The sequence below is a fragment of the Nonomuraea sp. NPDC049695 genome (assembly GCF_040674955.1).
GTDB lineage: Bacteria > Actinomycetota > Actinomycetes > Streptosporangiales > Streptosporangiaceae > Nonomuraea > Nonomuraea helvata.
On the sequence record NZ_JBFANV010000039.1, the window covers coordinates 70,444 to 93,208 of the forward strand.

At 66.8% G+C, this 22,765-nt stretch carries 28 protein-coding genes and 4 tRNA genes; 14 read left to right on the plus strand and 18 right to left on the minus strand.

Annotation, left to right across the window (positions count from 1 at the left end; translation table 11 throughout):
- Positions 1–117 precede the first annotated feature (117 nt).
- On the plus strand, positions 118–774 hold the full coding sequence (locus tag AB0J64_RS30065; RefSeq protein WP_364033988.1) for an NAD(P)H-dependent oxidoreductase: 657 nt from the start codon (positions 118–120) through the stop codon (positions 772–774).
- On the opposite strand, the gene AB0J64_RS30070 is transcribed toward AB0J64_RS30065, so the two are convergent.
- The 10 genes from AB0J64_RS30070 to AB0J64_RS30115 all read right to left on the minus strand — a co-directional run bounded on the left by AB0J64_RS30070 (position 717) and on the right by AB0J64_RS30115 (position 8,507).
- Positions 717–1,253, minus strand: a complete 537-nt coding sequence (locus AB0J64_RS30070; protein WP_364033991.1) for a hypothetical protein — start codon at positions 1,251–1,253, stop codon at positions 717–719. The two genes, AB0J64_RS30065 and AB0J64_RS30070, sit on opposite strands and share 58 nt — an antisense overlap.
- On the minus strand, positions 1,243–1,635 hold the full coding sequence (locus AB0J64_RS30075) for a carboxymuconolactone decarboxylase family protein (RefSeq protein ID WP_364033994.1): 393 nt from the start codon (positions 1,633–1,635) through the stop codon (positions 1,243–1,245). The genes AB0J64_RS30070 and AB0J64_RS30075 overlap by 11 nt, the downstream gene beginning before the upstream one ends.
- 3 nt (positions 1,636–1,638) lie before the next feature.
- Complete coding sequence (locus AB0J64_RS30080; RefSeq protein ID WP_364033997.1) at positions 1,639–2,841, minus strand: MFS transporter; 1,203 nt, start codon at positions 2,839–2,841, stop codon at positions 1,639–1,641.
- A gap of 13 nt (positions 2,842–2,854) precedes the next feature.
- Positions 2,855–3,367, minus strand: a complete 513-nt coding sequence (locus tag AB0J64_RS30085) for an aromatic-ring-hydroxylating dioxygenase subunit beta (protein WP_364034000.1) — start codon at positions 3,365–3,367, stop codon at positions 2,855–2,857.
- Positions 3,364–4,683 carry an aromatic ring-hydroxylating dioxygenase subunit alpha gene (locus tag AB0J64_RS30090; protein ID WP_364034003.1) on the minus strand — a complete coding sequence of 440 codons (1,320 nt, stop codon included), beginning with the start codon at positions 4,681–4,683 and terminating at the stop codon, positions 3,364–3,366. Before AB0J64_RS30090 ends, AB0J64_RS30085 begins: the two co-directional genes overlap by 4 nt.
- The gene (locus tag AB0J64_RS30095; protein WP_364034006.1) at positions 4,680–5,879 is read right to left on the minus strand and encodes a glycosyltransferase; all 1,200 of its coding nucleotides are present in this window, start codon (positions 5,877–5,879) and stop codon (positions 4,680–4,682) included. Before AB0J64_RS30095 ends, AB0J64_RS30090 begins: the two co-directional genes overlap by 4 nt.
- Positions 5,880–6,620: 741 nt before the next feature.
- Positions 6,621–6,697: transfer RNA gene (locus tag AB0J64_RS30100), tRNA-Phe, on the minus strand.
- 5 nt (positions 6,698–6,702) lie between these two features.
- A tRNA-Asp gene (locus tag AB0J64_RS30105) sits at positions 6,703–6,777 on the minus strand.
- Positions 6,778–6,874: 97 nt separating this feature from the next.
- Positions 6,875–6,947 (minus strand) — tRNA-Glu (locus tag AB0J64_RS30110).
- Positions 6,948–8,507 (minus strand): metallophosphoesterase, encoded by a 1,560-nt coding sequence (locus AB0J64_RS30115; RefSeq protein ID WP_364034009.1) that lies wholly within the window; start codon positions 8,505–8,507, stop codon positions 6,948–6,950. It abuts the tRNA gene before it with no gap.
- A 42-nt stretch (positions 8,508–8,549) separates the two neighbouring features.
- Here AB0J64_RS30115 and AB0J64_RS30120 point away from each other — a divergent pair, with 42 nt between their 5' ends.
- Positions 8,550–8,891: a metallopeptidase family protein gene (locus AB0J64_RS30120; RefSeq protein ID WP_364034012.1), complete on the plus strand. Its 342-nt coding sequence runs from the start codon at positions 8,550–8,552 to the stop codon at positions 8,889–8,891.
- 110 nt (positions 8,892–9,001) lie between these two features.
- Positions 9,002–10,264 carry an MFS transporter gene (locus AB0J64_RS30125; protein ID WP_364034015.1) on the plus strand — a complete coding sequence of 421 codons (1,263 nt, stop codon included), beginning with the start codon at positions 9,002–9,004 and terminating at the stop codon, positions 10,262–10,264.
- Here AB0J64_RS30125 and AB0J64_RS30130 read toward each other — a convergent pair whose 3' ends face one another.
- The gene (locus AB0J64_RS30130; protein ID WP_364034018.1) at positions 10,265–10,549 is read right to left on the minus strand and encodes a PspC domain-containing protein; all 285 of its coding nucleotides are present in this window, start codon (positions 10,547–10,549) and stop codon (positions 10,265–10,267) included.
- A 91-nt stretch (positions 10,550–10,640) separates the two neighbouring features.
- On the opposite strand from AB0J64_RS30130, the gene AB0J64_RS30135 reads away from it, so the two are divergent.
- Positions 10,641–11,795 carry an acyl-CoA dehydrogenase family protein gene (locus AB0J64_RS30135; RefSeq protein WP_364034021.1) on the plus strand — a complete coding sequence of 385 codons (1,155 nt, stop codon included), beginning with the start codon at positions 10,641–10,643 and terminating at the stop codon, positions 11,793–11,795.
- Positions 11,796–11,844: 49 nt separating this feature from the next.
- Positions 11,845–11,920 (plus strand) — tRNA-Lys (locus AB0J64_RS30140).
- A 69-nt stretch (positions 11,921–11,989) separates the two neighbouring features.
- On the opposite strand, the gene AB0J64_RS30145 is transcribed toward AB0J64_RS30140, so the two are convergent.
- Positions 11,990–12,367: a tyrosine-type recombinase/integrase gene (locus tag AB0J64_RS30145; protein ID WP_364034065.1), complete on the minus strand. Its 378-nt coding sequence runs from the start codon at positions 12,365–12,367 to the stop codon at positions 11,990–11,992.
- A gap of 224 nt (positions 12,368–12,591) precedes the next feature.
- On the opposite strand from AB0J64_RS30145, the gene AB0J64_RS30150 reads away from it, so the two are divergent.
- From AB0J64_RS30150 to AB0J64_RS30160, 3 genes are all read left to right on the plus strand, one after another.
- Positions 12,592–12,879, plus strand: a complete 288-nt coding sequence (locus AB0J64_RS30150) for a transposase (protein WP_364034024.1) — start codon at positions 12,592–12,594, stop codon at positions 12,877–12,879.
- 115 nt (positions 12,880–12,994) lie between these two features.
- On the plus strand, positions 12,995–13,378 hold the full coding sequence (locus AB0J64_RS30155) for an IS110 family transposase (protein ID WP_364034027.1): 384 nt from the start codon (positions 12,995–12,997) through the stop codon (positions 13,376–13,378).
- A gap of 9 nt (positions 13,379–13,387) precedes the next feature.
- Entirely contained in the window at positions 13,388–13,783 is a 396-nt protein-coding gene (locus AB0J64_RS30160; RefSeq protein WP_364034030.1) for a hypothetical protein, read from the plus strand.
- Between the two features lie 214 nt (positions 13,784–13,997).
- On the opposite strand, the gene AB0J64_RS30165 is transcribed toward AB0J64_RS30160, so the two are convergent.
- Together AB0J64_RS30165 and AB0J64_RS30170 are read right to left on the minus strand one after the other, a co-directional pair.
- The gene (locus tag AB0J64_RS30165) at positions 13,998–14,618 is read right to left on the minus strand and encodes a hypothetical protein (protein ID WP_364034033.1); all 621 of its coding nucleotides are present in this window, start codon (positions 14,616–14,618) and stop codon (positions 13,998–14,000) included.
- Complete coding sequence (locus AB0J64_RS30170; protein ID WP_364034036.1) at positions 14,611–14,964, minus strand: reverse transcriptase N-terminal domain-containing protein; 354 nt, start codon at positions 14,962–14,964, stop codon at positions 14,611–14,613. Before AB0J64_RS30170 ends, AB0J64_RS30165 begins: the two co-directional genes overlap by 8 nt.
- Positions 14,965–15,386: 422 nt before the next feature.
- On the opposite strand from AB0J64_RS30170, the gene AB0J64_RS30175 reads away from it, so the two are divergent.
- Complete coding sequence (locus tag AB0J64_RS30175; RefSeq protein ID WP_364034039.1) at positions 15,387–16,040, plus strand: hypothetical protein; 654 nt, start codon at positions 15,387–15,389, stop codon at positions 16,038–16,040.
- Complete coding sequence (locus tag AB0J64_RS30180; RefSeq protein ID WP_364034041.1) at positions 16,040–16,318, plus strand: helix-turn-helix transcriptional regulator; 279 nt, start codon at positions 16,040–16,042, stop codon at positions 16,316–16,318. Before AB0J64_RS30175 ends, AB0J64_RS30180 begins: the two co-directional genes overlap by 1 nt.
- Before the next feature lie 121 nt (positions 16,319–16,439).
- On the opposite strand, the gene AB0J64_RS30185 is transcribed toward AB0J64_RS30180, so the two are convergent.
- The 3 genes from AB0J64_RS30185 to AB0J64_RS30195 all read right to left on the minus strand — a co-directional run bounded on the left by AB0J64_RS30185 (position 16,440) and on the right by AB0J64_RS30195 (position 18,503).
- A complete protein-coding gene (locus AB0J64_RS30185) occupies positions 16,440–17,468 on the minus strand; it encodes a fatty acid desaturase (protein WP_364034044.1) in 1,029 nt (342 codons plus the stop codon).
- On the minus strand, positions 17,465–17,788 hold the full coding sequence (locus AB0J64_RS30190) for an STAS domain-containing protein (protein WP_364034047.1): 324 nt from the start codon (positions 17,786–17,788) through the stop codon (positions 17,465–17,467). Before AB0J64_RS30190 ends, AB0J64_RS30185 begins: the two co-directional genes overlap by 4 nt.
- A 118-nt stretch (positions 17,789–17,906) precedes the next feature.
- Positions 17,907–18,503, minus strand: a complete 597-nt coding sequence (locus tag AB0J64_RS30195) for a DUF5994 family protein (RefSeq protein WP_364034050.1) — start codon at positions 18,501–18,503, stop codon at positions 17,907–17,909.
- A gap of 153 nt (positions 18,504–18,656) precedes the next feature.
- Here AB0J64_RS30195 and AB0J64_RS30200 point away from each other — a divergent pair, with 153 nt between their 5' ends.
- From AB0J64_RS30200 to AB0J64_RS30215, 4 genes are all read left to right on the plus strand, one after another.
- Positions 18,657–19,661 (plus strand): tyrosine-type recombinase/integrase, encoded by a 1,005-nt coding sequence (locus AB0J64_RS30200; RefSeq protein WP_364034053.1) that lies wholly within the window; start codon positions 18,657–18,659, stop codon positions 19,659–19,661.
- Between the two features lie 169 nt (positions 19,662–19,830).
- Positions 19,831–20,091 carry a hypothetical protein gene (locus AB0J64_RS30205; protein ID WP_344876625.1) on the plus strand — a complete coding sequence of 87 codons (261 nt, stop codon included), beginning with the start codon at positions 19,831–19,833 and terminating at the stop codon, positions 20,089–20,091.
- A 561-nt stretch (positions 20,092–20,652) separates the two neighbouring features.
- Positions 20,653–21,084 (plus strand): hypothetical protein, encoded by a 432-nt coding sequence (locus AB0J64_RS30210; RefSeq protein ID WP_364034056.1) that lies wholly within the window; start codon positions 20,653–20,655, stop codon positions 21,082–21,084.
- A 739-nt stretch (positions 21,085–21,823) separates the two neighbouring features.
- Positions 21,824–22,225 carry a helix-turn-helix domain-containing protein gene (locus tag AB0J64_RS30215; protein ID WP_364034059.1) on the plus strand — a complete coding sequence of 134 codons (402 nt, stop codon included), beginning with the start codon at positions 21,824–21,826 and terminating at the stop codon, positions 22,223–22,225.
- A gap of 287 nt (positions 22,226–22,512) precedes the next feature.
- Here AB0J64_RS30215 and AB0J64_RS30220 read toward each other — a convergent pair whose 3' ends face one another.
- A complete protein-coding gene (locus AB0J64_RS30220; RefSeq protein ID WP_189246540.1) occupies positions 22,513–22,719 on the minus strand; it encodes a cold-shock protein in 207 nt (68 codons plus the stop codon).
- Positions 22,720–22,765: the final 46 nt, after the last annotated feature.

The following is a 22,765-nucleotide window of genomic DNA, read 5'->3' on the forward strand; positions in this document are numbered from 1 at the left end:
AGAGGACATGAAGAGGCGGGCGGGGTTATGGCAAGCCGCTGAATCGGGTGCTGGCCGCGGGAGCGTTCCTGGTGGCCGGCCTCGGGTGGCGCTGAGCGGACAGGGAAGGCTTTTCGGATGAAGATCATTGCGTTGTCCTGTACGCAGAAGCGACTCCCGTCGCTGACCGACGCGCTGCTCGAGGCAGCGATTACCGGCGTCGTCCGGGAGGTCAGTGACGCGGAGATCCAGCGGATTCGGTTGATCGACCACCGCATCGAGATGTGCGAGGGCGAGGACACCTGCCTTGATCCCGAGGTGGGCCGGTGCACGCTCGACGACGACTTCGAGCATGTCGTCGCTCTGGCCGAAGGTGCGCAGGCGATGCTGCTCGCCATGCCGGTGTACGCGGGGAACGTACCCGCGGTGCTGAAGATCTTCCAGGAACGCTTGAAGAGCTTCATGAACGCCAGGCAACGCCCGTTCGGCAACCTGCTGGTGGGGACGATCGTGCATTCGCGCACGATGCTGACCGAGCCTGCACTGGGATCGTTGTTCCCGTGGTACCTGCGCCTACGGAACAAGAACGTGGCGTCGGCGTGCTTCACCCAGAACGATCATCAGGACCTGACCCGCACCGCGGCGCTCGACCTGTGTGTGGCCGTGGGCCGGCAACTCGGCATGACGCTCGACGCCAGCCGGTCGCCGGCCAACGGCCGCACGGCACTGCCGTTGGTTCAATCACCGGCCCGTCCGCGGTGCGGCGACCCGGCCGCGTCCTCTCCTGGAGCGTGAGGAGAGGACGCGCGCCAGGTGCACCCGTCGCCCGCCTGTTCGCACGACACCGTGACGTCCGGTTCCACGTAGCGGGCGGCGATGGCGGTGTTGAGTTCCTGGCAGTACGGGCACGGTGACGAGAACGTCAGTACGACGCCGGCGCGGGCGGCCCGTTTGCGGTACCGGAGGATCCCGCAGTCGGCGTTGCGCAGGACGGCGCCTGAGGGCTGGGGCTCACTGGTCACTGCCGAGTCGTACAGCAACAGCTGCTGCTGCAGCCGGGTCATGAAGTGATCGGTGGCGGATACCCCGGCGGGCCGTTGCGCTTGCAGTAGCTGCGCGGTGATGCGGGAGTTCGCCTGGATCCACGCGGCCAGGCCTTCTTCGCCGTGCTCTCCCAGGATGAACTCCTCTGCGGCCGCCTGGGCCTCGAAGAACCGCTGGCGCCACAGGTCGACCTTCTCGGCCGGGTCGAGGGGTAACGGTTCACCGGTCATGGTCCGCCTCCCTCCCGGTGGCGCCGTCCAGCTCGGCGAAGACCTCCTGGGCGACGCGCAGCCCGTTGTTGGCGACCGGCCAGCCACCGTAGTAGGCGAGCTGAATGATGACTTCGACGATCTTCTCTCGCGACATCCCGAGGTGCAGCGCGGCGCCGATGTGGCCGCGTAACTCCCAATCGGTCCGCGCCAGCGTGACCGCGGTCAGCGCGACCAGTTCGCGCTCCTCGACGCTCAGGTGCGGGCGGGTCCAGATCTCACCGAACAAGTGGTCGATGGTGATCTGCAGGAACTCCGGGTAGGAACCCGGGCGCGGTTCGCGGCCGAAGACCTGCTGGAACATGGCCTCGCCCCGCTCATGTCGGGCAGACGGCTGATTCATCGATCAACTCCTTTGTGTTGGCCGAACAGTTGTCAACGTCCACGACGCCACAAAGGCGACGACCAGCAGCGCGGCGCCGCTGCCGAAGGCGGCCGGAACACTCACCCGCTCGGCGATGAGCCCGACGACGACCGGTCCGACTACGGCGCCGACATCGGTGCACATCGAGAAGACGGCGACGCCGCTGCCGGCCCGGCCGGCGACGACGTCACCGATCAGCGCCGCCGGTGCGGCGTTGAGCAGCGCCGATCCCGCCGCGTACACACTGAGCAGGACGACGAGCCAGGCGTACCTGTCCACGAACACCAAGGCTGTGATCGCCGCCGCAGCCACACCGGTGCCGGCGATCATGGCGAGCCGGCGGCCGGCCCGATCGACGACCCAGCCGGCCGGCATGATCAGCAGCGCCTGAACGACGGCGGATATCGTGAACGCCCAACCGACCCACGTCACGTCATGTCGCCACGCCACCACCACCGTGGGGACCAGTGCGCTGCGCAGCCCGAACAAGACCCATCCCTGCGCCAACGCTGCGAGGCAAGCCACCAGGTAGCGTCGATCCCGCAGCAGGACCGGTAGCCGGACCACGTCACGGCCAGGCTCCGCGCCGGCGGTTCGGCCGGTGCGGAGCACCGCCAGTGTCAGCACCGCGGCGGCCAGCAACAGCACGGCGTACGCCACGAACGGCGCGGACAGGGCGATGAGAGCGAGGAGCCCGCCCAGTGCCGGTCCGCAGATCCCGCCGAGCAGGAAGCCTGCTTCGAACACGGCGCTGGCCCGGCCCCGCTGGTCGGCCGGCGCGATCGCCAGGAGGGTCGCCAGTGCGGATACCGAGAACAGCACTGAGCCGACGCCGCCGAGGCTGCGGAACACGAGCAGCTGCCCGTACGTCCCGGCGAACGCCGTCAGGGCCGAGGAGAGCGCACACAGCAGCAGACCGGCGACCAGGACTCGCCGCTCCCCGAAACGAGCGCCGAGCCGGCCGCAGAACGGACTGGTGGCCAGCCGCATCAACGCGAACAGGGCGACGAGCGCTCCGATCTGGGTGGGCCCGGCCCCGAACGTCGCCGCGTACACCGGGAGCACCGGGAGCACCAGCCCCAGGCCCAGCATGACGCAGCCACCGACGACGCTGAGGACGTAGACCTCGCGAGGGAGACTCGGCTGGGCGGCGGCAACGGGTGGGACGCTGCCAGGGCCGGCCACCGTCAGTGTCCGATCACAGGATGATGCTGAGCTTTCCGTGCTCGTACAGCGTCTCGTGGTCGAGCACCACGACCCGTCTCCGGATCCGGAACGACTCGCCCTCGACGACCAGCTCGAACCGGCATTTTCCGACGTAGGCGTCAGAGCGCCCGTGCCCGAACCGGTACACGATGACATTCGCCGCCACGTCGAGGTGCGTGCCCCGATCGGTCAGGATCTCCACGTTGCTGATCATCCGATTCGTCCGCGACCGAGGGTTCTCGCACCACACCTCACCGTTGAGGAGTTGTTCGATCCGCTGGCGTAGCCGGGCAGCATCGTCGTCGATGAGCCCGAGCGCGTCGGCCGTCTCACCGCGGACGTCGGTGGCCGGCACCGAGTAGCGGATGTCGTCGGTCAGCATCTCGTCGTACCACTCGAGCAGGCGCCACTCGTCGAGCAGCCGCGCCTCGCGGAACAGGAACTGGTTCACCCGGTGCCACAACCGCACCTGGGCCGCTTCGTCGACCGTCAGCCCGGTGGTCATCGTGGTTCTGCCCCTTGCATCTCGGCCCGGTGAGCGACCTCGAGGTGACCGTCGTCGCCGTGCATCAGCCGGTCCCACTGCCGCCAGAACTCGCGGGCGGGAAGCTCGTCGGTCGTCTCCGGGACCTCCTTGTTCATCCCGCGTGACAGATCCGAGTAGCGGACCGTGCGGTTGAGATAACCCCGCTGGCACGACTCGACGATCTCGATGTCGTCGGGAGTGGCGAAGCCGGCGGGGCCGAGGAACGTCAGGTAGTGACTCTTGCGGAGCTCCCGGATGTCCGGATCCTCGTCCTTGGGAGCCAGGGCGACCGAGGTGATGGCCATCTGGCCGGCGCCGACCGGGTCGATCTTGCGGATCGTGATCGCGATCGCGTCGATGATCATCAAGTTGGGGAAGATCAGCACCGCACGATTGGTGCCGGTGATCCGTTGGGCGCGTTCGGCGCCGAACCGCTCGACGAACCGTGCGGCCGTCGCCTCGATCCGCGGCCGGACCTCGGCGCCGAACATCGGCGTCCAGTAGGCGAGCGGGCGGGCTGCCGCCGGTGGCAGCTCGTTGGCTCCATGCCCCAGTCCGAGGGCGCGGCCGAAGCCGCCTCGTCGTCGTGGCGGCACCGACCCCAGCGACTCCATGTAGCCGACGTAACGCTTGTGCAGGGCCCGGAAGTGGTAGATGTCGACGCTGTTCTCCATCATGAGCTTCCAGTTGGCCCGAGCCCCGTGGAGTTGCGCACCTTGGATCACCTCCATCCCGACCTCGGACTGGTCGTCGATCAGATCGAGGTACTCCGCCGCACCGGCCAGGTACTCGGTCAGGGTGCGCGGCTGCTCCGGATCGAAGGTGACGAACACGAAACCGCGGTAGCTGTCACTACGGTGCTGCGCCAGGCCGAAGTCCGCCTTCCGGAAGCCGGGCCCGTACCCGTCCGGGATCGGGACCCCGACCAGGTCGCCCTGGTTGGAGAACGTCCAGTCGTGGTACGGGCACCGGAACGATCTGGCCTGCCCGGCCGGCTGCGAGCAGATCAGAGCCCCGCGGTGAGTGCAGCTGTTCGCGAACACCCGGATCACCCCGTCGGACCCGCGCGCCATGACCACCGGGCGCCCGCCGACGTCGCGTGCCACGTAGGAGCCCGGCCCGGGCACCTCCGATTCGTGCCCGACGTATAACCAGCAGCGATCGAAGATCCTGGTCATCTCCTGTGCGGCCAGGTCGTCGTCGGTGTAGGCCCGGCGATCCACCCGGAACGAGAGGCGCTCAAGATCATCGATCACGATCGGGTCGCCCACCGGCCGCTGCAGTTCGATCGTCACTGCTGCCCCTTTCGCTGTAGCGTCTCGACCGTGCTGATGACCAGCTCGGCCGTGCGCACGGCAGAATCGCCGCACTCCGGCTGCGCAGCGCGCAGCCGGGCCCGGTAGTCCCGGGCGGGATCGAGCAGATCGGTGACAGCGTCAGCGACCGCCTGCTCGGTGACGCCGGCCGGCTCCAACGCCGTCCCGAAGCCCGCGCTACCCACGAAGTACGCCTGGACAGGCTGATCCACAGCCAGCGGGATCACCAGCATCGGTGTCGCCGCCCGGATCGACTCCGCCACGGAGTTGTAACCGCCATGGGTGATGAACACGTCGGCGCGCTCGAGCACCTCACGTTGCGGCAGATACGGGGCGGTGAGCACGTCGTCGGGCAGCGCGAGCTCCTCGGCGAGATCTCCTACCGCAGCGATCACCTGTGCACCGGTCGCCGCCGCCCCGATGATCACCGTGCGCAGCAGGTCAGGCCGCCGGTAGAAGATCGTGCCGAAGGAGACGTACACCACCGGGCGGTCGGGGTCGATCCGATCCAGGCCCGAGAAGGCGACCTCGTCGCCGCGGATCCCCGCCGCACCCGGCAACCCGACCAGCTGCACACCGTCGTCGGTGACCGCGTCGTCCCCGACGAGAGCAGGAATCGTCGGCATCACATTGAGAATCGGCGAACGCGCCGAATGAGTCCGGGTCGACCACAACACCCCGTGCCTGGTCAGATAGTCGCCGACCTGCTCGTCGTACGGCCAGCGACCTCGTCGATGCTCGCTCGGGCATACTCCACCCAGGTTGGCCCAGATCATCCCGTACGGCACGCCGGACGCCTGTGCGCCGACCATGGCCGACGCCGTGACCGGCAGCGAATCGACGAGCACGAAGTCCGGCGCCGTCGCACGGAGCGCGTCAGCTGTCTGGTCCGCCACCGGCGACGACTGGAGCATCGGGCCGATCTTCGCCGGGTCGCCGCTCCACGGCGCCATCTCGACCTGCCCGATCGCGTGGACCTCCGCCTTGCCCAAGGCCTGGCGACGCTGCTCGTCGAGCACACCACCGTCCGCGGACAACAGCAGCAGCGCAACCTCACTGCCGGCTTTTTGGAGCGCATTTACCACCGGTACATACGGGTTCAGGTGGCCATGCTGAGTCGTGGTGAGCAGGGCGACGCGCATCAGATCTCCGATCCATCGAAAGAAGACGACCATGCCGACTCAAGATCTGGCTCTGGACGCACCACAGCAGCCAGGACCGCGACACCCTCCTGCCTTCAGAAACGAGTCGAGACGGCGACGCGCGAACGGCAGAACTCTGCCCCCGGACAGGCGAGAACGCCCGGCAGGCGAAAGGGACCGTCGACGTCCAGATACTGCTATGAGGCTCTACGCATTCCCCACCACCGCTGAGGGGACACATCGATCGACGCTATTCGGAACAACCTCGAAAAAACCGGGTTCAGCACCTACCCGCAGGCAGTTTCGCAAAGGCTGCCGGGATGCGCAATCGATGCCAACCCCTTGAAACTGTCAGCTACCACTACTCTGCTGAACGCAACTTCGACCGGGCTCCGCCTCGGCCTCCAGTCGGCGCCGCGCCGACTCGGCGCCGGCGGCCCGCAGAGGGGACTGGGGTCCTCCCACCGTGACAGCGTCTTGGGAAGCTGCTGAAAACGCAGCATGGGAACAGACCTGTGAAGTCCGCTCATGATGAGCGCACCGTCATTCATTCTGCGAATCATGTCCGCGGAGAAACAGCCTTCGACCCGCACATCCCATGACTTACGTGGCCGCGGGACCACGTAGTGAATTTTCGCCACAGGCCAAGGGAGTAACCACACGAGCATCAGCCTGCCGTGGACGGCCCAGCGGCGGAGGTGGCGAGTTGCTGCCATAGACACAAAAACGCCCCGGAGCGGTCTTCGCTTCGGGGCATCTTGGTTCTTCAAATGCTGGTGGTCAGGGGCAGGGTCGAACTGCCGACCTTCCGCTTTTCAGGCGGACGCTCGTACCAACTGAGCTACCTGACCCAGAGCGGTCCTGACGGGACTTGAACCCGCGACCTCCACCTTGACAGGGTGGCGAGCACTCCAAACTGCTCTACAGGACCTTGCGTTCTTGCGTTTCTTGCTGTTTGCGCTCGCTTAGCTTACCAGGTCTTCGGTGGTCTTCGACCAGCCGCTTTCCGGTGCGCCAAGTGCTCGCAGTGCCCCCAACGGGATTCGAACCCGTGCCGCCGCCTTGAAAGGGCGGTGTCCTAGGCCGCTAGACGATGGGGGCTCAGGATTCCCTGTCGCCTTCCGTCGGAGACCTCTGAAGCATAGGGGACGATTGCCCTTGATGCCAAAGCGGCGGACCGTTGGTCGGCGTCTGCGTGCCAGTGATCGATCCCGTTGGCGACGGGGCGATCGTTGGCTCCGGGGAAATCATACGTTGTGGGTCGGGCTCCACGTGACGCTGGATGTACACCGACTGCTCCCCCAGACCGCCCAGCGTGATGTCGTCCCATGCCTGCATGCGCTTGGTCTCCCTGTCGAAGTAGAGGACCGACGCCTGCACGGGCGTGGGCTGGGGGTGTTCGAGTGCGCGCAGGCCGGCGCCGCCGGTCGAGCCCTGGACGAGCATGCGGGTGCCCGAAGGGAGCAGGTTCGTCCTGCGGTCGTGGGTGTGGCCGGCGAGGATCATGGGCGCCGCGCCGGAGAAGCCCATGCCGACGTCCGGGTCGTGTACGGCGATCAGGTCCGGCCGGCCGACCTCGGGGAGGTGGGAGCGGGCGAACTGGGCGAGTGCGGCAGGGTCTGAGGGAACTGCTACGGATTTGTCCGGAGTGAAGCGAGGGTCCCCCAGGCCGTAGATCTTCAGGCCCGCCACCGTCTCGGTCTTGTTGTCGAGGACTACGGAGTTCTTCTGCTTCTCGACCGCTTTCTGGGTGATCATCGAGTCATGGTTGCCGCGTACGTACACGTACGGGACCCCCAGGCGGCCGATCTCGTCGACGAACTTGTTCTCGGCCTTGGTGCCGTGGTCGGAGATGTCCCCCGTGTCGACGATCATGTCCACGCCGAACTGGTCCTTGAGGGAGCGGACGACGTTCCAGGCGATGGGATTTATGTGGATATCGGAGATATGGAGGACTCGGATGGTCTTGGGGTTGGTGTCGTACAGCGGCAGGGTTGAAACCGTGTCGTAGAGCTTCGAGACGTTCGTGACGAGCTTGGTGAGTTGCGACCTGTACGACTCGAAGCGGGACACGATCGACTCGGCGCTGCCCACCAGTGACGGCGCGGCGGCGATGAGTCCCGAGTAGCGGGGCTCGACGAGCGAGTTGGGGCGGAACGTGAGCGCGGCGAGAGCTCCCGTGCCCGCCAGGCCCACAGCGGCGGCCAGGAGGCCCAGGAAGGCCACACGGGGGCGTCTGAAGACCATCAGGACCGCGATCAGGGCCCCCGCCCCCGCGCACAGCAGCGAGCGGATCACGAGCGCGCGCACGCCGTCCAGGAGGTCGCTCTCGATGAGGCCGGGCAGGCGGTCGGCCAGACGCGGGTCCTCTATGAGGGCTTTGGCGCGGTCCTGGTCGATGTTCTCGAGCGTGATGCGCAGCCGCAGCGGCGCGTCGTGCGTGTGGAACGTGAGCGTGCCGAGCGGGCTGGCGTCCACGACCGTCTCGCCGTTCCAGGCCGGGCGGAGCGACATTCCGGTCTCCACGGGACCGACCTGGGCACGTACGGTGCCGCTGAGAAAGATGCCCAGCCAGGCACCCACGGCGGCGACGAGGAGGACCGCCGCCGCCTTCGCCGTTCTGGAGCTGATGACTGCCTTTGATCTGTGAACGAACTTCATACGCTTTCTTGCTTACCCGGGCGGCGAGGCAGAATGGCAAGCGTGATCGAGGTTTCGCGGGAGAGGTTCGAGGAGCTCGTGTCCGAGGCATTGGACACGATTCCTCCTGACCTCACCCGTGCCATGAGCAATGTCGTCGTTACGGTCGTCGATGACCCGCCGGAGCCCCACCTGCTCGGCCTGTACACCGGTGTCCCCCTCACCGAACGCGGCGACTGGTACTCAGCAGTCCTGCCCGACCGCATCGAGATCTACCGCAATCCGATATGCCAGATCTGCGATACCGAGGAGGCCGTTGTCCGCGAAGTGCGCATCACGGTCGTGCACGAGGTCGGGCATCACTTCGGTATCGACGACGCCAGACTTCATGAGCTGGGTTGGTAACCCTTTGCTTTTGGTTCGCTGCTTTGGGTTGCGGCTTGCCATAATGATCGGGCACCTTAGGTAACACACCGAGCACCGTAAGTCAGGCACAGCGGAGTCCAATGGGGGCCATGCGGGCACGACGGCCGCAGGGACGGCATCGCCGTGCCGAGGACCAGGCCACATACCGAGAAGTCATCGCCATCAGGGAGTTCAGGGCGCTCTGGTACGGCCAGGGCCTTTCGCTCATCGGCGACCAGCTCGCCCAGGTGGCACTCGCCGTACTCGTCTACGATCGCACGCGCTCGCCGCTCGCCACGGCCGCCGTGTACGCGCTGACGTACCTCCCGCCGATCGTCGGCGGGCCGCTGCTGGCCGGCCTGGCGGACCGGTTCGCGCGCCGGGGTGTCATGCTCTCCTGCGACCTGATCAGGGCCGTGCTGGTGGGCGCGATGGCGGTGCCCGGCATGCCGTTCTGGGCGCTGTGCGCGCTGGTGTTCCTGGTGGTGCTGCTCAGCGCGCCGTTCTCGGCCGCGCGGGCCGCGTTGCTGCCCGAAGTGCTCGAAGGCGACCGGTACGTCATCGGCTCGGCTCTCCAGAACATGACGAACCAGGCCGTACAGATGCTCGGTTTCGCCGCAGGCGGAGCCGCCATCGCCACCATGGGCCCCTACCGGGCGCTCGCTCTGGACGCCGCGACGTTCCTCGGCTCCGCGTTGATCCTGATCTCAGGGGTACGACGCCGCCCCGCCGCCAACCGCGACAGCGCGAAACCGTCCATGTGGAGCATGACCATGGCCGGAGCCCGACTGGTGTTCGGGTCGCGGCAGTTGCGGACGCTCATCCTGTTCGCGTGGTTGTGCGGCTTCTACATCCTGCCCGAGGGCATCGCCGTGCCGTACGCGGCCAAGCTCGCCACGGGCACGCTGCCGGTTCCCGTGATCACTGGGCTGCTGATGGCGGCCATGCCGACAGGGACGGTGGTTGGGGCGTTCCTTTTCAGCAGGTTCGTGGGGCCTGAGCGGCGAATGCGACTCATGGGGTGGATGGCCATGCTGAGCTGCGCGCCTCTGGCCGTGACGGCGCTCCGGCCGCCGCTCGCGGTGGTGCTCGCCGCATGGGTTCTGTCGGGGATCGGCGGAGCGTACCAGCTCGCGGCCAATGCCGCCTTCGTCCAGCATGTTCCGGCCGAACGTCGCGCCCAGGCGTTCGGACTCGCGCAGTCGGGGCTGATGGCCGTACAGGGGATCGGGATCTTGGCCGGTGGATTCGCGGCGGAGAGACTCGGTCCGGAGCCGGTGGTCGCGGTGGCCGGGGTGGCCGGGGTCATCTGCGCGGCCGTGCTCGCCCTGATCTGGACCGAGTCCCGGGAACGTGTGCCCGCCGCGGCTTGATCACGGCATCGGCTTCTGCTCGCCGCTCCAGTCCGTTCTGCTGCGGTCCTGCTGCTTGTTGATCAGGTCCTGTACGATGGAGGTGTCGCTGTACTCGTCGGGCATGAGGAGCCAGCCGATCGCGTACACGCCGACGCCCAGACCGCCGAAGATCGTCACGATCGCCAGCGCGATGCGCACCAGGTTGGCGTCGATCCCGAAGTACTCGCCGATGCCGGAGCAGACGCCCGCGACGATCCTGCCCTTGTGAGTCCGACGCAGCTTCTTGACGTTGTATTCGCTCATGCCTCAAGACTGCCCGTGCGGCCGGTGTTCGCACATCAGGATTCCCCCTGGTAGAACCCTGGTAGCCCCCTATGCGAGGAAGGGACCCGCGATGAACGATCTGCTTCGCCTGGACGACCAGCTCAACGCTGACCAGCGGCTGATCCGCGACACGGTCAAGTCGTTCGTCTCCGACCGCATCCTGCCGAACGTGGGCGACTGGTTCGAGAAGGCGGTCTTCCCGGCGCGCGAGCTCGCGCCCGAGCTCGGCTCGCTCGGCCTGCTGGGGATGCACCTGGAGGGGTACGGCTGCGCGGGCACGGACGCGGTGTCGTACGGGGTGGCCTGCCGCGAGCTGGAGGCCGGCGACTCGGGCCTGCGCTCCTTCGTATCCGTCCAGGGTTCGCTGGCCATGTTCCCCATCTGGCGATATGGGTCGGATGAGCAGAAGAACGAGTGGCTCCCCCGGATGGCCGCCGGGACGGCGATCGGCTGCTTCGGCCTGACGGAGCCGGACCACGGCTCGGACCCGGCCGGCATGCGTACCTATGCCAAGAAAGACGGATCCGACTGGATCCTGAACGGCTCCAAGATGTGGATCACCAACGGCTCCATCGCGGACGTGGCGGTGGTCTGGGCGCAGACCGACGAGGGCATCCGCGGCTTCGTCGTACCGACCTCCACCCCAGGCTTCTCCGCCCCTGAGATCCACAAGAAGATGTCCCTCAGGGCCTCGGTCACCTCGTCCCTCTACTTCGACGACGTCCGCCTGCCCGCCTCCGCCGCCCTCCCCGACGTCACCGGCCTCCGCGGCCCTCTCTCCTGCCTCTCGGAGGCCCGCTTCGGCATCGTCTGGGGCGTCGTGGGCGCCGCCCGCTCCTGCCTGGAGGCGGCGGTGGAGTACGCGAAGACGCGCGTCCAGTTCGACAAGCCGATCGGGGCGTTCCAGCTGACGCAGGAGAAGCTCGCCTGGATGTACGTCGGCCTCGCCCAGGCCGGGCTCACCGCCCTCCACCTGGGCTCGCTGAAGGACGCGGGGCAGCTGGAGCCCCGGCAGATCAGCTTCGGCAAGCTGGCCAACGTACGCGCCGCCCTCGACATCGCCCGCCAGGCCCGCTCCATCCTGGGCGGGAACGGGATCACGCTGGAGTACCCTGTGATCAGGCACATGAACAACTTGGAGTCTGTGCTGACGTACGAGGGCACTCAGGAGATTCATACGCTGGTGCTTGGGGAGGCGCTGACGGGTCTGGCCGCTTACCGGTGATGTAGGCGTCGCGGGCAGGGCGGTAATCTCTGTACCCTTGCTGGTGCGAGGGGCGTTAGCTCAATTGGCAGAGCTGCGGACTTTTAATCCGTAGGTTCCGGGTTCGAGCCCCGGGCGCCCTACCACCAATGACCTGGGCGGACTCCCCGATCTCCATGATCCGGAAGCCCGCCCGGTTGCATTTCCAGTTGCAGTCAGCCCCAGAGTGCGCGACCCATGCGGGCTGCTGCCTCTGTTGAGAGTGTCGCTGTGATGTGGGTGTAGCGCTTGGTCGTGGTCAGTTGTGAGTGGCCGAGGATTTCCTGAACGACACTGATGTCCACGCCTTGTTCGATGAGGAGAGTCGCGGCGGTGTGGCGGGCGTCGTGGACGCGGGCGTCTTTCTCGACTTCGGCCAGGCGAAGGAGTTCTTTCCATTCGTCCCAGTCCTGGCCGGCGTCTATGGGGCGTCCGTCCTCATGGCACCAGACGAGGTCATAGTCCTGCCACCGCTCCCCCGCGGATCCTCGTTCGGCCTGCTGGGCGTGCTGGTGAAGCTTGAGGAGTGGGGACGACCGCGACGGGATGATGATCTCAGTGTCACGTTTGTAGGACCCGCTGGTGCGGGTCCAGGACGCCTAGTGACTCAGGGATGATCTGCCGGAACGTGCATGGCTTGTGCCTGACCTGTCCAGGGCGGCCTGGTCCTCGACATTGGCCGGGCCGGACGGCATGACTTGATAGGAGCCTGGCAGTTCCCTCAACTGAGATATGTCCGCCGACCAGCCCGGATGTCGTCCCAGAGCGTGTGTGGGCGGTGGAGGATGTCCGGCACGTCTCCAGTGGTCTGGTCCGCGACCTGCTGGCCGCCGGCGAGACGGTGGTCCCCGTGCCGCCGAACCGCACTGCAGGAGAGCGTCGCGGCGGTCGCGAGCGTGGCAAGTCCGACCCGATCGACGCCCTGGCCATCGCGCGTCTGGCCCTGCGTGAGCCGGGCCTGCCGACCGCGCGGCTGGATGAGCAGAGCAGGCCGATTCACCTGCTCGTCGATCATCGTGAGGCACTCGTCGCCGAGCGCACCAGGCTGATCAACCGGGTGTTGTAGCTGGTGCACGACCTCAACCCGGACATGGATCGCCCTCATCGACTCGCTCAGCGTCGAGATCGACGCGATCGGCAAGGAGCTCAAGCCGCTGGTTCAGGCCCGCGTTCCGCGCCTGATGGCGATCGTCGGCGTGAACGTGGTGACCGCGGCCAAACTCCTGGGACAAGTCGGCGACATCACCCGCTTCCGCAGCCCGGCTGCGTTCGCGCGACACAACGGCACCGCCCCGATCCCGGTCTGGAGCGGAAACGACGACCGTCACCGGCTCAACCGTGGCGGCAACCGGCAGCTCAACACCACCTTGCATCGCATCGCCATCACCCAAGCTCGCTGCCACGAAGGCGCCCGAGCCCTGCTGAAGCGACGCCAGGAAACCACCCGAGACACCGCCAAAGGCAGCTTCCGCGTCCTGAAACGGCACCTGTCAGATGTGATCTACCGGGCCCTCACCGCCGACCATCACGCCCACAACGACGGGACATCGACAAGTCCCCAGTAGCTTGCTCCCGTGGAGGAAGAACATCCGGACAAACAGCAGGTGCACTGGCCAGAGCGACGTCAGGACGTGCTCGAGGCACTACGAGCCTTAGGTGACCGCGACTATCAGGACCAACACTGGCGATCTGGAAAGGGATTGCCGGATCTCACCGCTGCCGTGCACTGGCTCATCGACGACAGCTTCATCGACCAACACGGCGCGCGAGCACTGATCCCCCACCTTTTCATTGATCAACGAGAAGCCGACCTCGTACAGATGGTGGTCGACGCCGTCTTGCGCCTCCTCGATGACCTCGGCCCTACCGCTCCAGACAACGCCTACCTCGACCATCCTGAGTGGATCAACGTCCTAAACTCGGCCGGCATCGCCTACCTGGCCTTGTCCTCCGGCAAGCCAAGGTCGTGATGAAACTTCACGCAACGCCCTTGCACATAGGAGCGTCAGGCAGGAGTAGACGTGCGCGTCCGCGGGTTCAGAGGCTTGACCGCATGTACACACGTGCCACATCCCAAGCGAAATGACGGGCGCTCACGGTCACTGGGGGTCATGAAGGATCCAGGGCCTGAACCTGGAAAGGCTAAGCCGATGACTTCCCGTCCCAGGCCGCCCCGGCTCACGGTCATGACAACGTGGACGGGAGGTGAAGGGCGTAGGGCAGGCTGTCGATAAGTTCATCATCGAGTCGCACGCCTGTCTCCAGTTCAAGGATTGTTAGCATGACGGCTTCCAGGTAGACCGGGTCACCACCCTCCCCATCGGCTTCATCCTCTTGTAGGTAGCGCTGGAACAGGACGGCATACTCAGCAAGCGCGCCCTCCTGCCATCCCGCAATGAGCTCCTCCGACGATTCCTCGGTGTCGCGTCGTTCCTCGTCCCAACTCCCGCCGCTACCGTCGCGCCGAATGTAGGCAAAGGCCCGGTTGTAGTAATCCCACTGGGCGATTCCATAATCACAACCGTTACCTAGAGCATGAGCGTTGCGCATGAACCGACCAACACCGACCTCATCGAAAGTGACAACAGCCGGTCCGACTTGCCCAATGAGCAGACACCCCTCCTCGGCCAGGGTTTCGCGCTCAGGAGCAGGGACAAGGTCAGCCTCCCGCATGCCGATGCGCCGCACGGCTTCGTTGAGAGTCAGTGGCGTGGTGACGGTGTAGCAGAAATGCTCGCGATATTCGATCAGCTCATGGTAACGGCGCAGCGGGTCGCGGTAACGCTGAGGGACATCGTCATACATCGCTCCATGATCCAGCATGGCCTTCAGCCAGGGCTACAGCCAAGGGAACGAACGACGGCGGTACTGGGCGAACTTCCACCGCGACCTCCGCCCTGGCATCAGAGGTCAGCGCGACCTGACCATCCACCCCCGCCGTCCCGCGGCCCGCATTATGCTGCGTCACCCGCCGCACGCTGATCAGCGTGTTGCTACGCGACCGCAGCAGCAACCGTTGCAGGCTTCTGACTTTACGCCAATCCTGCTCTCGCGTCGCCTTGAAGATCGTCTGCCGAAGCCGCCGTACTTCCTCTTCGCAGGCACGCCAATCCACCGCGTCCCACTCCGGAAAGTCCTCTGGTCCGTTCACCCTTCGGCGCCTAACTTATCCGTCGGTACCAGCAGCCATGACCGAGCCGTCTTCAACGACCCACCTGCCCACGTCAGCACGCTTTCGCATCCGGCCACTAGGACCGGTATCCGGCTGGTTATACGAAACCCCACCAGGGGCACGACGGCAGACGGTTTCGCTTTCCCGTTCTCTTTCGAGGACCGGCATTCGCTTCTTGGGCATCCTGTCGCCAGGGAATTCAGCCTTCCTCGCGGTCGGCCTACCGGCCACAACGACCGGACCCAAACGGGGTTTCCATGTTTCGCCGGACAGAAGGTCATCTCGGCCTTGGGACGCCCCGCCTCCGCCTGATCGCTCAGCCGGCCCTGTCCGGGGTTGTACCCGTCCAGGCGAGAGCTTATCGTTTTTCAATAACATCGAAAAACGATAAGGAGGCTCTGATGGAACAGCCGACATCGACCCCGGACTCGGGGGCCGCAGGGGTCCAGGGCCGGCGCGGTTCCTGGCTGCGATGGCTCTACGGCCTGCTCTTACTGGCGCTCTTCGCCGTGGTGCTCCTGGCGGTTCGGGAACTCGTTACCAGCGTCACGCTCGCGTTCGGTCAAGCAGCGACGGTTCGCGTGTCGATCCCGAGTGACCAGGTCCAGATCAGCAGCGCTCTCTCGCCGGGAGCCGAGCTCAACAGCGACCACCTGGACGCCACCGTGCGCGTGGTGGGAACGCCCGCCCTCGGGCTCTACCACCTGCTGACATGGCTGCCGCTGGCCGTGGTGAACGTGCTGTCGTTCTGGTGGCTGGCGCGGCTGCTCGCCGTCGGGCTCAAGAGCGACCGTGCCCTGTTCTCCCCCCAGACCACCCGGCGGCTCCGCCTGATCGGTGTGGTCCAGCTCGCGGGCGCCGCGGTGATCCCGCTCACCACGGACATGATCCGCAGCACGATCTCGATCCACGCGCTCGGCTCCGGCGCGTACTACAGTGACCTGTCTCCGCAAGCCTTCACCGGCGGTGTCCTCATAGGCTTCGCCGCACTGGCCGTCTCCGAAGTCATTCGGAAGGGCCGCCTCATGCTTGAGGACCTCGAAGGAACCGTCTGATGGAAGATGAGGAGCCCGTACACGGGATCGAGATCGCGCTGGGCGACCTCCTCGCCGATCGTGGCATCACCCTCACCGAGCTGTCCCTGAGGGTGGGGATCACACTCGCGAACCTGTCGATCCTGAAGAACGGGCGTGCGAAGGCCATCCGCTTCACCACGCTTTCTCGTCTGTGTGAAGAGCTCGACTGCCAGCCCGGCGAACTGCTGCGATACAGCAACTCGCGAAACTCCGGCGCGGAAGAGAAAACGCGCAAAGAACCGGACGCGCCCCGTTGAGCCCGCGACATTGCTCAGGCAATGCGCGGCCGCTGGCGCGCTACCTGCGTGATTCGCCACGGCAAGCACGTGAGGGGCCGATCGGCGCACTTCACTACACGACCGTTGATTGTGCAGGTGATTATGCGAGGTCGCTAGTCTCACCGGGGCGCGGGGTGCTGGTGCGCAGCGTGTGTTTGCCGGCCACCGTGCGATGGTGGTCGAGGACGTCGGGGGGCTGCCAGTGCACGTTGGTGGCCCAGTTCAGGCGTTCGAACAGGCTGATGAGGGCGGCGGAGGGGTCGATCTGGCGAGGGCTGCGGCCGTGCCGGGCGCAGTTGGGCTGGCTGTGGTGGCCGTTGTGCCAGCTTTCCCCGAAGGACAGCAGGGCCAGCGGCCACAGGTCGGTGGAGCGGTCGTGGCGGCGGGTTGTGTGCGGCCGCTCACCGATCACGTGGCACAGGGAGTTGACGCTCCAGGTCACGTGCTGCAGCAGGGCGATGCGGACCAGGCCGGCCCAGATGAACGCGGTCAGCCCACCGTACAGGCTGCCGCTGATCGCCCAGCCCGCCGCGAACGGCAGGAGCAGCGAGCCGGCGCACAAGGCGGGGAAGGCGCGCGAGATCCGCAGCATGACCGGGTCGTTGCGCAGCAGGTCGGGGGCATACCGTGCGGCAAAGGTGGGTTCGCTGGAAAACAGCCAGCCCAGGTGGGCGTGGGCCAGGCCACGCAGCTGCCCGCCAAGACCGGTGCCGTAGCGGTAGGGGGAGTGCGGGTCGCCCGGCTGGTCGGTGAAGGCGTGGTGGCGGCGGTGGACGGCCACCCAGTCGATCAGGTTGCCCTGGAAACTCATCGACCCGGCCATGGCCAGGATGAGGCGTAGCCACGGGCGGGCCGTGAAGGAGCGGTGGGTCAGCAGCCGGTGGAAGCCGACCGTCACTCCCAGCCCGGTCACGATGTAGAAGACGGCGGCCAGCAGCAGGTCGGTGAGGGTGATCCCCCTTCCCCATGCCAGCCAGATTCCGGCGCCCAGCGCGATGAACGGCGCGATGACGATCGTGGTCGTCAGTGCCATCTGCCCGGCGTGGACACTGATGCGCTGCTGGGCGTGCGGGAACGGAGATCGCCCGTCGTATGCCGCGGCCGGGGCCGAGGCGCGCACCCCGGTCACACCAGCATCGGCAGACCGCGGTCCAGGCCGGTGATGTGCAACAGCCGGGACATGAACGGGCGGGGGGCGGTCAGGGCCAAGGTGATGCCCATCGGCCGGGCCCGGTGCTGGATGCCGACCAGGACGGCCAGTCCGGAGGCGTCACAGAACGATACCTGTGACAGGTCGAGGATGAGCAGGCTCGTGCTGTAGTGCAGCGTGCTCATCAGTTGCTGGCGAAGCGCTGCGCTGGTGAAGATGTCGATCTCGCCGGACAGATGAACGGTGGTCGGACTTGATGGGTTGGCCATGCTGAGTGGCGCGGTGTCGATGACGGTCATGGAAATCTCCTTTGGAGGAGCTGAAACGGGATGAGATGCCTGCCGACCGGAAAGCCGGTCCGCCGCCAGAACGGGCGGTCCTGGAACCGTTCGATCCGGTCGGCAGACGGCACGCGACTCACATCGGCGCTGACGGCCGTCTGGTGGAAGAGGGAGCCTCCTGGTCGGTGACCGACCCGCCCTCGTCCTTCCAGCAGGCCAAGCTGTCGACGGCCGTCCCGCGCAGAGGCGGAGCGGGGTCGGGCGGCAAGCGCGCGACGGTGAGAATGTCGTCGATGCTCAAGCCTGCGGTGTCCTGAGCGGTGAGCTTGAGCATGGCCTCAGCAGGACCTGCCGCGGTGCCCGGCGGGATGACCAGCAGGACGACCGGCTCGCCGGCGGCGAAGAGGAACGTGATCACGCGCGGGTCGGTGTGGCGGAACCAGCCGATGCGGACCTGACGCCCGCGTGCCGGGATGCGGTGCGGCATGCTCTGCCACGCATCGCGATTCAGGCCGATGCGGAGCGTGACTCGATCAAGCAGCCGGTCCACGGCGGCGATGAGGCCGGGCAGTTCGGCAGCCGCGTCACCGGAGTAGGGCCACCAGGCCCCGCCCACCACGGCTCGCCGATCCAGCACCGGGTGGAGACTGAGCCGTAGCGCGGAATTGACCCGAGGGATCGCCGATGAGACAGGGCTGAGCGGTGCGGGTTGAGAAAGAAGCGTCGGCGTCATGGTCGCCTGACCTGTCCGGGCCCCGCCGAATGGGGCCGGTGGTGGTTCGCCGGGGGCGACGCCGACCTGACTGCCAACGCTCAGAAAGTCCTCGGTAACTTCACTCTACCTCCTACTTCCGGAATTCCATAATTCCGGAAGTAGACTGTGTGGGTGACTTCCGGAAACACACCCTCAGAGATCACAGAACCGGCCAGAGTAGCTTCCGGAGACACAAGCCGGTCGCGGGCCGTCCCGCTCCCCGCTCCCCACGCCGCCGTCCTGGCCGACTACGCCGCAGCACTCGAGCGCGCCCCGCTGGCCGACTCCACCAAGACCAAGTACGCCTCCCGGCTGCGCGGCTACCTGGCCTGGCTGGCCGACCAAGCCGACGCCGGAGCGCTGAACGGCGACCCGCTCATCGACCCCATCGCCGCCACCGGCGCGGTACGCGACTTCCGCCGCCATCTCAAAAACGGCCGCCGCGCCCCCAACACCATCGACGGCTACCTGTCGGCCCTGGACGACTTCTACGCCCGCCGCGGCCTGCGCAAGCCACAGACCCGCCGCGAACGCGACGCCCGCCGCACCGCCCCCCGCGCCCTGGACGCCCAGCGCACCCGCCGCTACATCCGCCACGTCCAGCTCACCGCATCCCCGCGCGACAAGGCCATCGCCCTACTGCCCTACTACGCCGGCCTGCGCATCTCCGAAATCGTCGGCCTCGACCTGGCCGACGTACGCTTGTCAGCCCGCAAAGGCGAACTACGCATTCGCGGAAAAGGGCGCGACCGCGGCAAGATCCGTCTACTGCCCGTCCACCCCGACCTGCGCCAGGCCCTGACCGACTGGCTGACAACTCGCACCGCCTGGAAGGGTGCCGACACCCACACCGCACTGTTCCTCAACCACCGCGGCGGCCGACTGAGCGACCGTGCCGCCCGCGACATCATCACCGGCCTCGGCGACGCCGTCGGCCTCAATGACGACCCCACCGAACCCTTCAGCCCACACGTCCTGCGCCACACCTTCGCCACCGAGCTCCTCCGCGGAGGTAAAGACCCCATCCTGGTCGCCGAACTGCTGGGCCACGGCTCGTTGGACACCACCCGTCGCTACGCCCTGCCGAGCGAAGCCAACAAGGAAGCCGCTTTGGACGCCCTCGTAACCGACCACTGACCAGAGCAACAAACCGGTTCGGAGCGGGTGACGCGATTGTCACTCCCGTATCCCAGCCCGACTGGAGGGCGCCCCGTCCGCGCCGCAGTAGGCAATGTGGAGGGCAGTTGCCTACAGCGTTCGACGCTGGGCAGGGGTGCCTTGCGGACTCTGGCGAAAGGAGCCGGCCGTGCCGGAGAATGTCGCACTGATCATTCGATTCCACCTGATGAGCGGCGAAGACGTTTCCGTGATGAGCGGGGACTTCGACGGGGAGCCGGAGGCGGTGGCGGCGATCGCTCGTGCTATGGACGAGCGGCGCAGCCTGGTGTTGATGCGGGCGAGATATGGCCGTGAGACCGACGTGAACGGCGTGGTCATCAACCTCGCCAACGTGGTGTCGGCGCGTGTGTCGAAGACAGCCAGCGCCGAGGCGGGCCAGTACCTGTAGCGGCGAGCTGCCCGACACGCCCTGACATTGGCCGGCCGGACGGTGTCCTCGGCGAACCTTTCACCGGTGCCGAGCGTCGTCCGGCTGCGGTCGTCGACGAAGGCGAACATACGCCCACGAAGGGCTGATCCGACTGTTGCTACCTTGCGGCTCGCCGCAGCGGAGTCAGCCGCCGTATGGAGGCATGGGCGCCTGGGGACCTCGCTCACAACGGGCCCAGACGCTCGTGCCATCCTCGGGTCATTCCACCCTGCCGCGGACGGCAGCGACCCGGCCGCGCGGCGGATCTGGTGAGCACGCAACCAGAGCCGAATGCCCGCCTGGGGGTTCACCCTGAGGCGTGGACCCCGGCCTGAACCTGCGGGAGCCGGAGGTCGCTCTCCCGCCCTCGGCCCGCAAGCTCTCGCCGAGTAAACCCGCACCAGGAAAAGGATCACGGCGAGCATGGCAAAGATCCGCTCTGCTCGGCATGGAACAGCAGGAACGGCGCCGGGACAAATCTAGGCTCAGGCCAGCGAACCCACCGATAACGCCAGGTAGGCGGCGCAAGGAGCCGCCGGCGTGATCACAGTCTTCGTCTTGGCCATGGCGGCGCTCTTCGCGCTGGAGGCCGTTCTGGGGCTGGCGCTGCTCGGCTGGGGCCTCGTCGAGCCCGGTGCGTTCCTGCGCCGGCACCCGGACGGGGCAGCCGGTGGCCTGCGCGAGCTCGCGACAGGTGCCCGGCGGGTTTGGCCCGCGGCCAAGGCCTCGTCGCAGATTGCTGGGCGTCGCGTCATCGCGGTGGGTTCTTCGAGCTGGTCGGGCGTCGGCTGCAGGTGCATCTGGAGCCGACGCCGGGCGTGTCCGCCGGGATGGTCCAGGCTCGCCTCGTCGCAGAGTCGGCGGGCCGGGCACCAGCCGACCCCGCGCCGCGCGGCGGGAGCGGGCTCGAGGGTGAGGCGCTCGGTGATCAGGGCGCCGGGCAGCTCGCCCGACGCCCTGGCCATCTGGTGATCCTTTCCCAAATCAGCCCCGTCCTGTTGGCAGAGGAGCTCGGCGAGCGGGTCTCGTGATGGCGTGGGTCCAGGAGTCGGGGGTCAGAGTGTTCTGGACCGAGATCCGGCGTTGGCGGCGTTCCCGCTGGTCAACGGCGTCGCCGGATGATTGCCGCGCCCGACACAGAAAATCTGCGTTCGCCGCAGTAGACATTTGTGGCCGCTGAGGCTATTGTTTCTCACATCGCAAGGAACGGATCGACCGGGCAGCGGAAGTATTAGCACCACGATGAACTGCCCGGAGCAAGATGAAGTGGGAGTTGACGGCAGAAGGTCGGACGTGACGGGCCAGCGCAGTGGTTAGGGGCCCTGATCGTGGACGCGCTGCCGCAGATGAAGTGGAAGTTGATGGCAGAAGGTCGGACGTGACGGGCCAGCGCAGTGGTTAGGGGCCCTGATCGTGGACGCGCTGCCGCAGGTGAAGTTGGACAGTGGTCCGGAAGATAGAGATGAAGGGAGTGTTGAACGCCATCGGGATCGCCCGTTGCCGGCTGAATCTCGCCGCTCGGGTACCGCAGTTCCACAGATAGGAAGGTGGTCTACGGTCACACATCCGCGATCCCCGCATCACCGCCGCTCAGTACGGCGGATGCGGAAAACTGTGAGCCGGCCAGATGGCCGGTAGATGGTGTTGAACTCTTCGGGGCCCCGGCGCGACAGGCGCCGGGGCCCCCTGTGCGCGTGATGGAAAGGAATGTATGGATCAACGTCGCTCGACTGCCGAGGGTGACATGCTCGCTCAGGGCAGGATTGCGGACACGGCCGGATCCAGGGCTGGATCCAGGGCCGAAGACCGGTTCGAGGATCGGTTCGACGATGAGGACTACCCCGCCTACAGCATGGGTGCGGCCGCGGAGATGCTCGGTGTCAGCCCGTCGTTTCTACGGGCCCTGGGCGCCGCCAAACTCATCGAGCCGATACGCTCCAGCGGCGGCCACCGCCGCTACTCCCGCTACCAACTGCGGCTGGCTGCCCGCGCCCGGGAACTCGTCGATCAGGGCACGCCGGTGGAAGCCGCCTGCCGGATCATCATCTTGGAAGACCAGCTCGCCGAGGCGCTGCGCATCAACAACGCGCGCGACCGCCCGGCCGGACACTAGCACCGGCGGTTTGAGAAGACCCGGCAGCGTGAAGCCGAACGGGTCTTGGTGTGCAGCTTGGCGACTTGGTCCCGCTTGTTGTCGCCGGCCGCGCATCTCCCGGAATTCATGCCTTCTACCAGGCGTGACGACGTTTCACACGCTGTCGATCACTGGTATTGAGGAGCTGTGCGGCTGTGGTGGACATCCCGCGCCACCGATTCTCACGCGGGCAGCGATGCGGCAGCCGGAAACGAATCAGGGCTCGCACCCATGAAGGTGCGAGCCCTGATGCGTAGCGCTATTTGTCAGGCAGCGACGATGTTCTCGGCCTGAGGGCCCTTCTGGCCCTGGGTGATGTCGAAGGCCACCTTCTGGCCCTCGCGCAGCTCGCGGTAGCCGCCCTGAGAGACGATGTTGGAGTAGTGCGCGAAGACGTCGGCGCCGCCGCCGTCCTGCTCGATGAAGCCGAAGCCCTTTTCCGCGTTGAACCACTTCACGGTGCCAGAAGCCATCTCCGTCGGCGTCCGCAACGACGGCGCCCACTCCGGCGCCGCGGAC

Excerpts from the sequence above, each read along its gene's own strand:
- AB0J64_RS30065 (WP_364033988.1), top strand. The coding sequence starts at position 118 with ATGAAGATCATTGCGTTGTCCTGTACGCAGAAGCGACTCCCGTCGCTG.
- AB0J64_RS30070 (WP_364033991.1), bottom strand. The coding sequence starts at position 1,253 with ATGACCGGTGAACCGTTACCCCTCGACCCGGCCGAGAAGGTCGACCTG.
- AB0J64_RS30075 (WP_364033994.1), bottom strand. The coding sequence starts at position 1,635 with ATGAATCAGCCGTCTGCCCGACATGAGCGGGGCGAGGCCATGTTCCAG.
- AB0J64_RS30085 (WP_364034000.1), bottom strand. The coding sequence starts at position 3,367 with ATGACCACCGGGCTGACGGTCGACGAAGCGGCCCAGGTGCGGTTGTGG.
- AB0J64_RS30095 (WP_364034006.1), bottom strand. The coding sequence starts at position 5,879 with ATGGTCGTCTTCTTTCGATGGATCGGAGATCTGATGCGCGTCGCCCTG.
- AB0J64_RS30115 (WP_364034009.1), bottom strand. The coding sequence starts at position 8,507 with ATGAAGTTCGTTCACAGATCAAAGGCAGTCATCAGCTCCAGAACGGCG.
- AB0J64_RS30125 (WP_364034015.1), top strand. The coding sequence starts at position 9,002 with ATGCGGGCACGACGGCCGCAGGGACGGCATCGCCGTGCCGAGGACCAG.
- AB0J64_RS30130 (WP_364034018.1), bottom strand. The coding sequence starts at position 10,549 with ATGAGCGAATACAACGTCAAGAAGCTGCGTCGGACTCACAAGGGCAGG.
- AB0J64_RS30135 (WP_364034021.1), top strand. The coding sequence starts at position 10,641 with ATGAACGATCTGCTTCGCCTGGACGACCAGCTCAACGCTGACCAGCGG.
- AB0J64_RS30155 (WP_364034027.1), top strand. The coding sequence starts at position 12,995 with ATGGCGATCGTCGGCGTGAACGTGGTGACCGCGGCCAAACTCCTGGGA.
- AB0J64_RS30165 (WP_364034033.1), bottom strand. The coding sequence starts at position 14,618 with ATGTATGACGATGTCCCTCAGCGTTACCGCGACCCGCTGCGCCGTTAC.
- AB0J64_RS30175 (WP_364034039.1), top strand. The coding sequence starts at position 15,387 with ATGGAACAGCCGACATCGACCCCGGACTCGGGGGCCGCAGGGGTCCAG.
- AB0J64_RS30180 (WP_364034041.1), top strand. The coding sequence starts at position 16,040 with ATGGAAGATGAGGAGCCCGTACACGGGATCGAGATCGCGCTGGGCGAC.
- AB0J64_RS30190 (WP_364034047.1), bottom strand. The coding sequence starts at position 17,788 with ATGACCGTCATCGACACCGCGCCACTCAGCATGGCCAACCCATCAAGT.
- AB0J64_RS30195 (WP_364034050.1), bottom strand. The coding sequence starts at position 18,503 with ATGACGCCGACGCTTCTTTCTCAACCCGCACCGCTCAGCCCTGTCTCA.
- AB0J64_RS30215 (WP_364034059.1), top strand. The coding sequence starts at position 21,824 with ATGGATCAACGTCGCTCGACTGCCGAGGGTGACATGCTCGCTCAGGGC.
- AB0J64_RS30220 (WP_189246540.1), bottom strand. The coding sequence starts at position 22,719 with ATGGCTTCTGGCACCGTGAAGTGGTTCAACGCGGAAAAGGGCTTCGGC.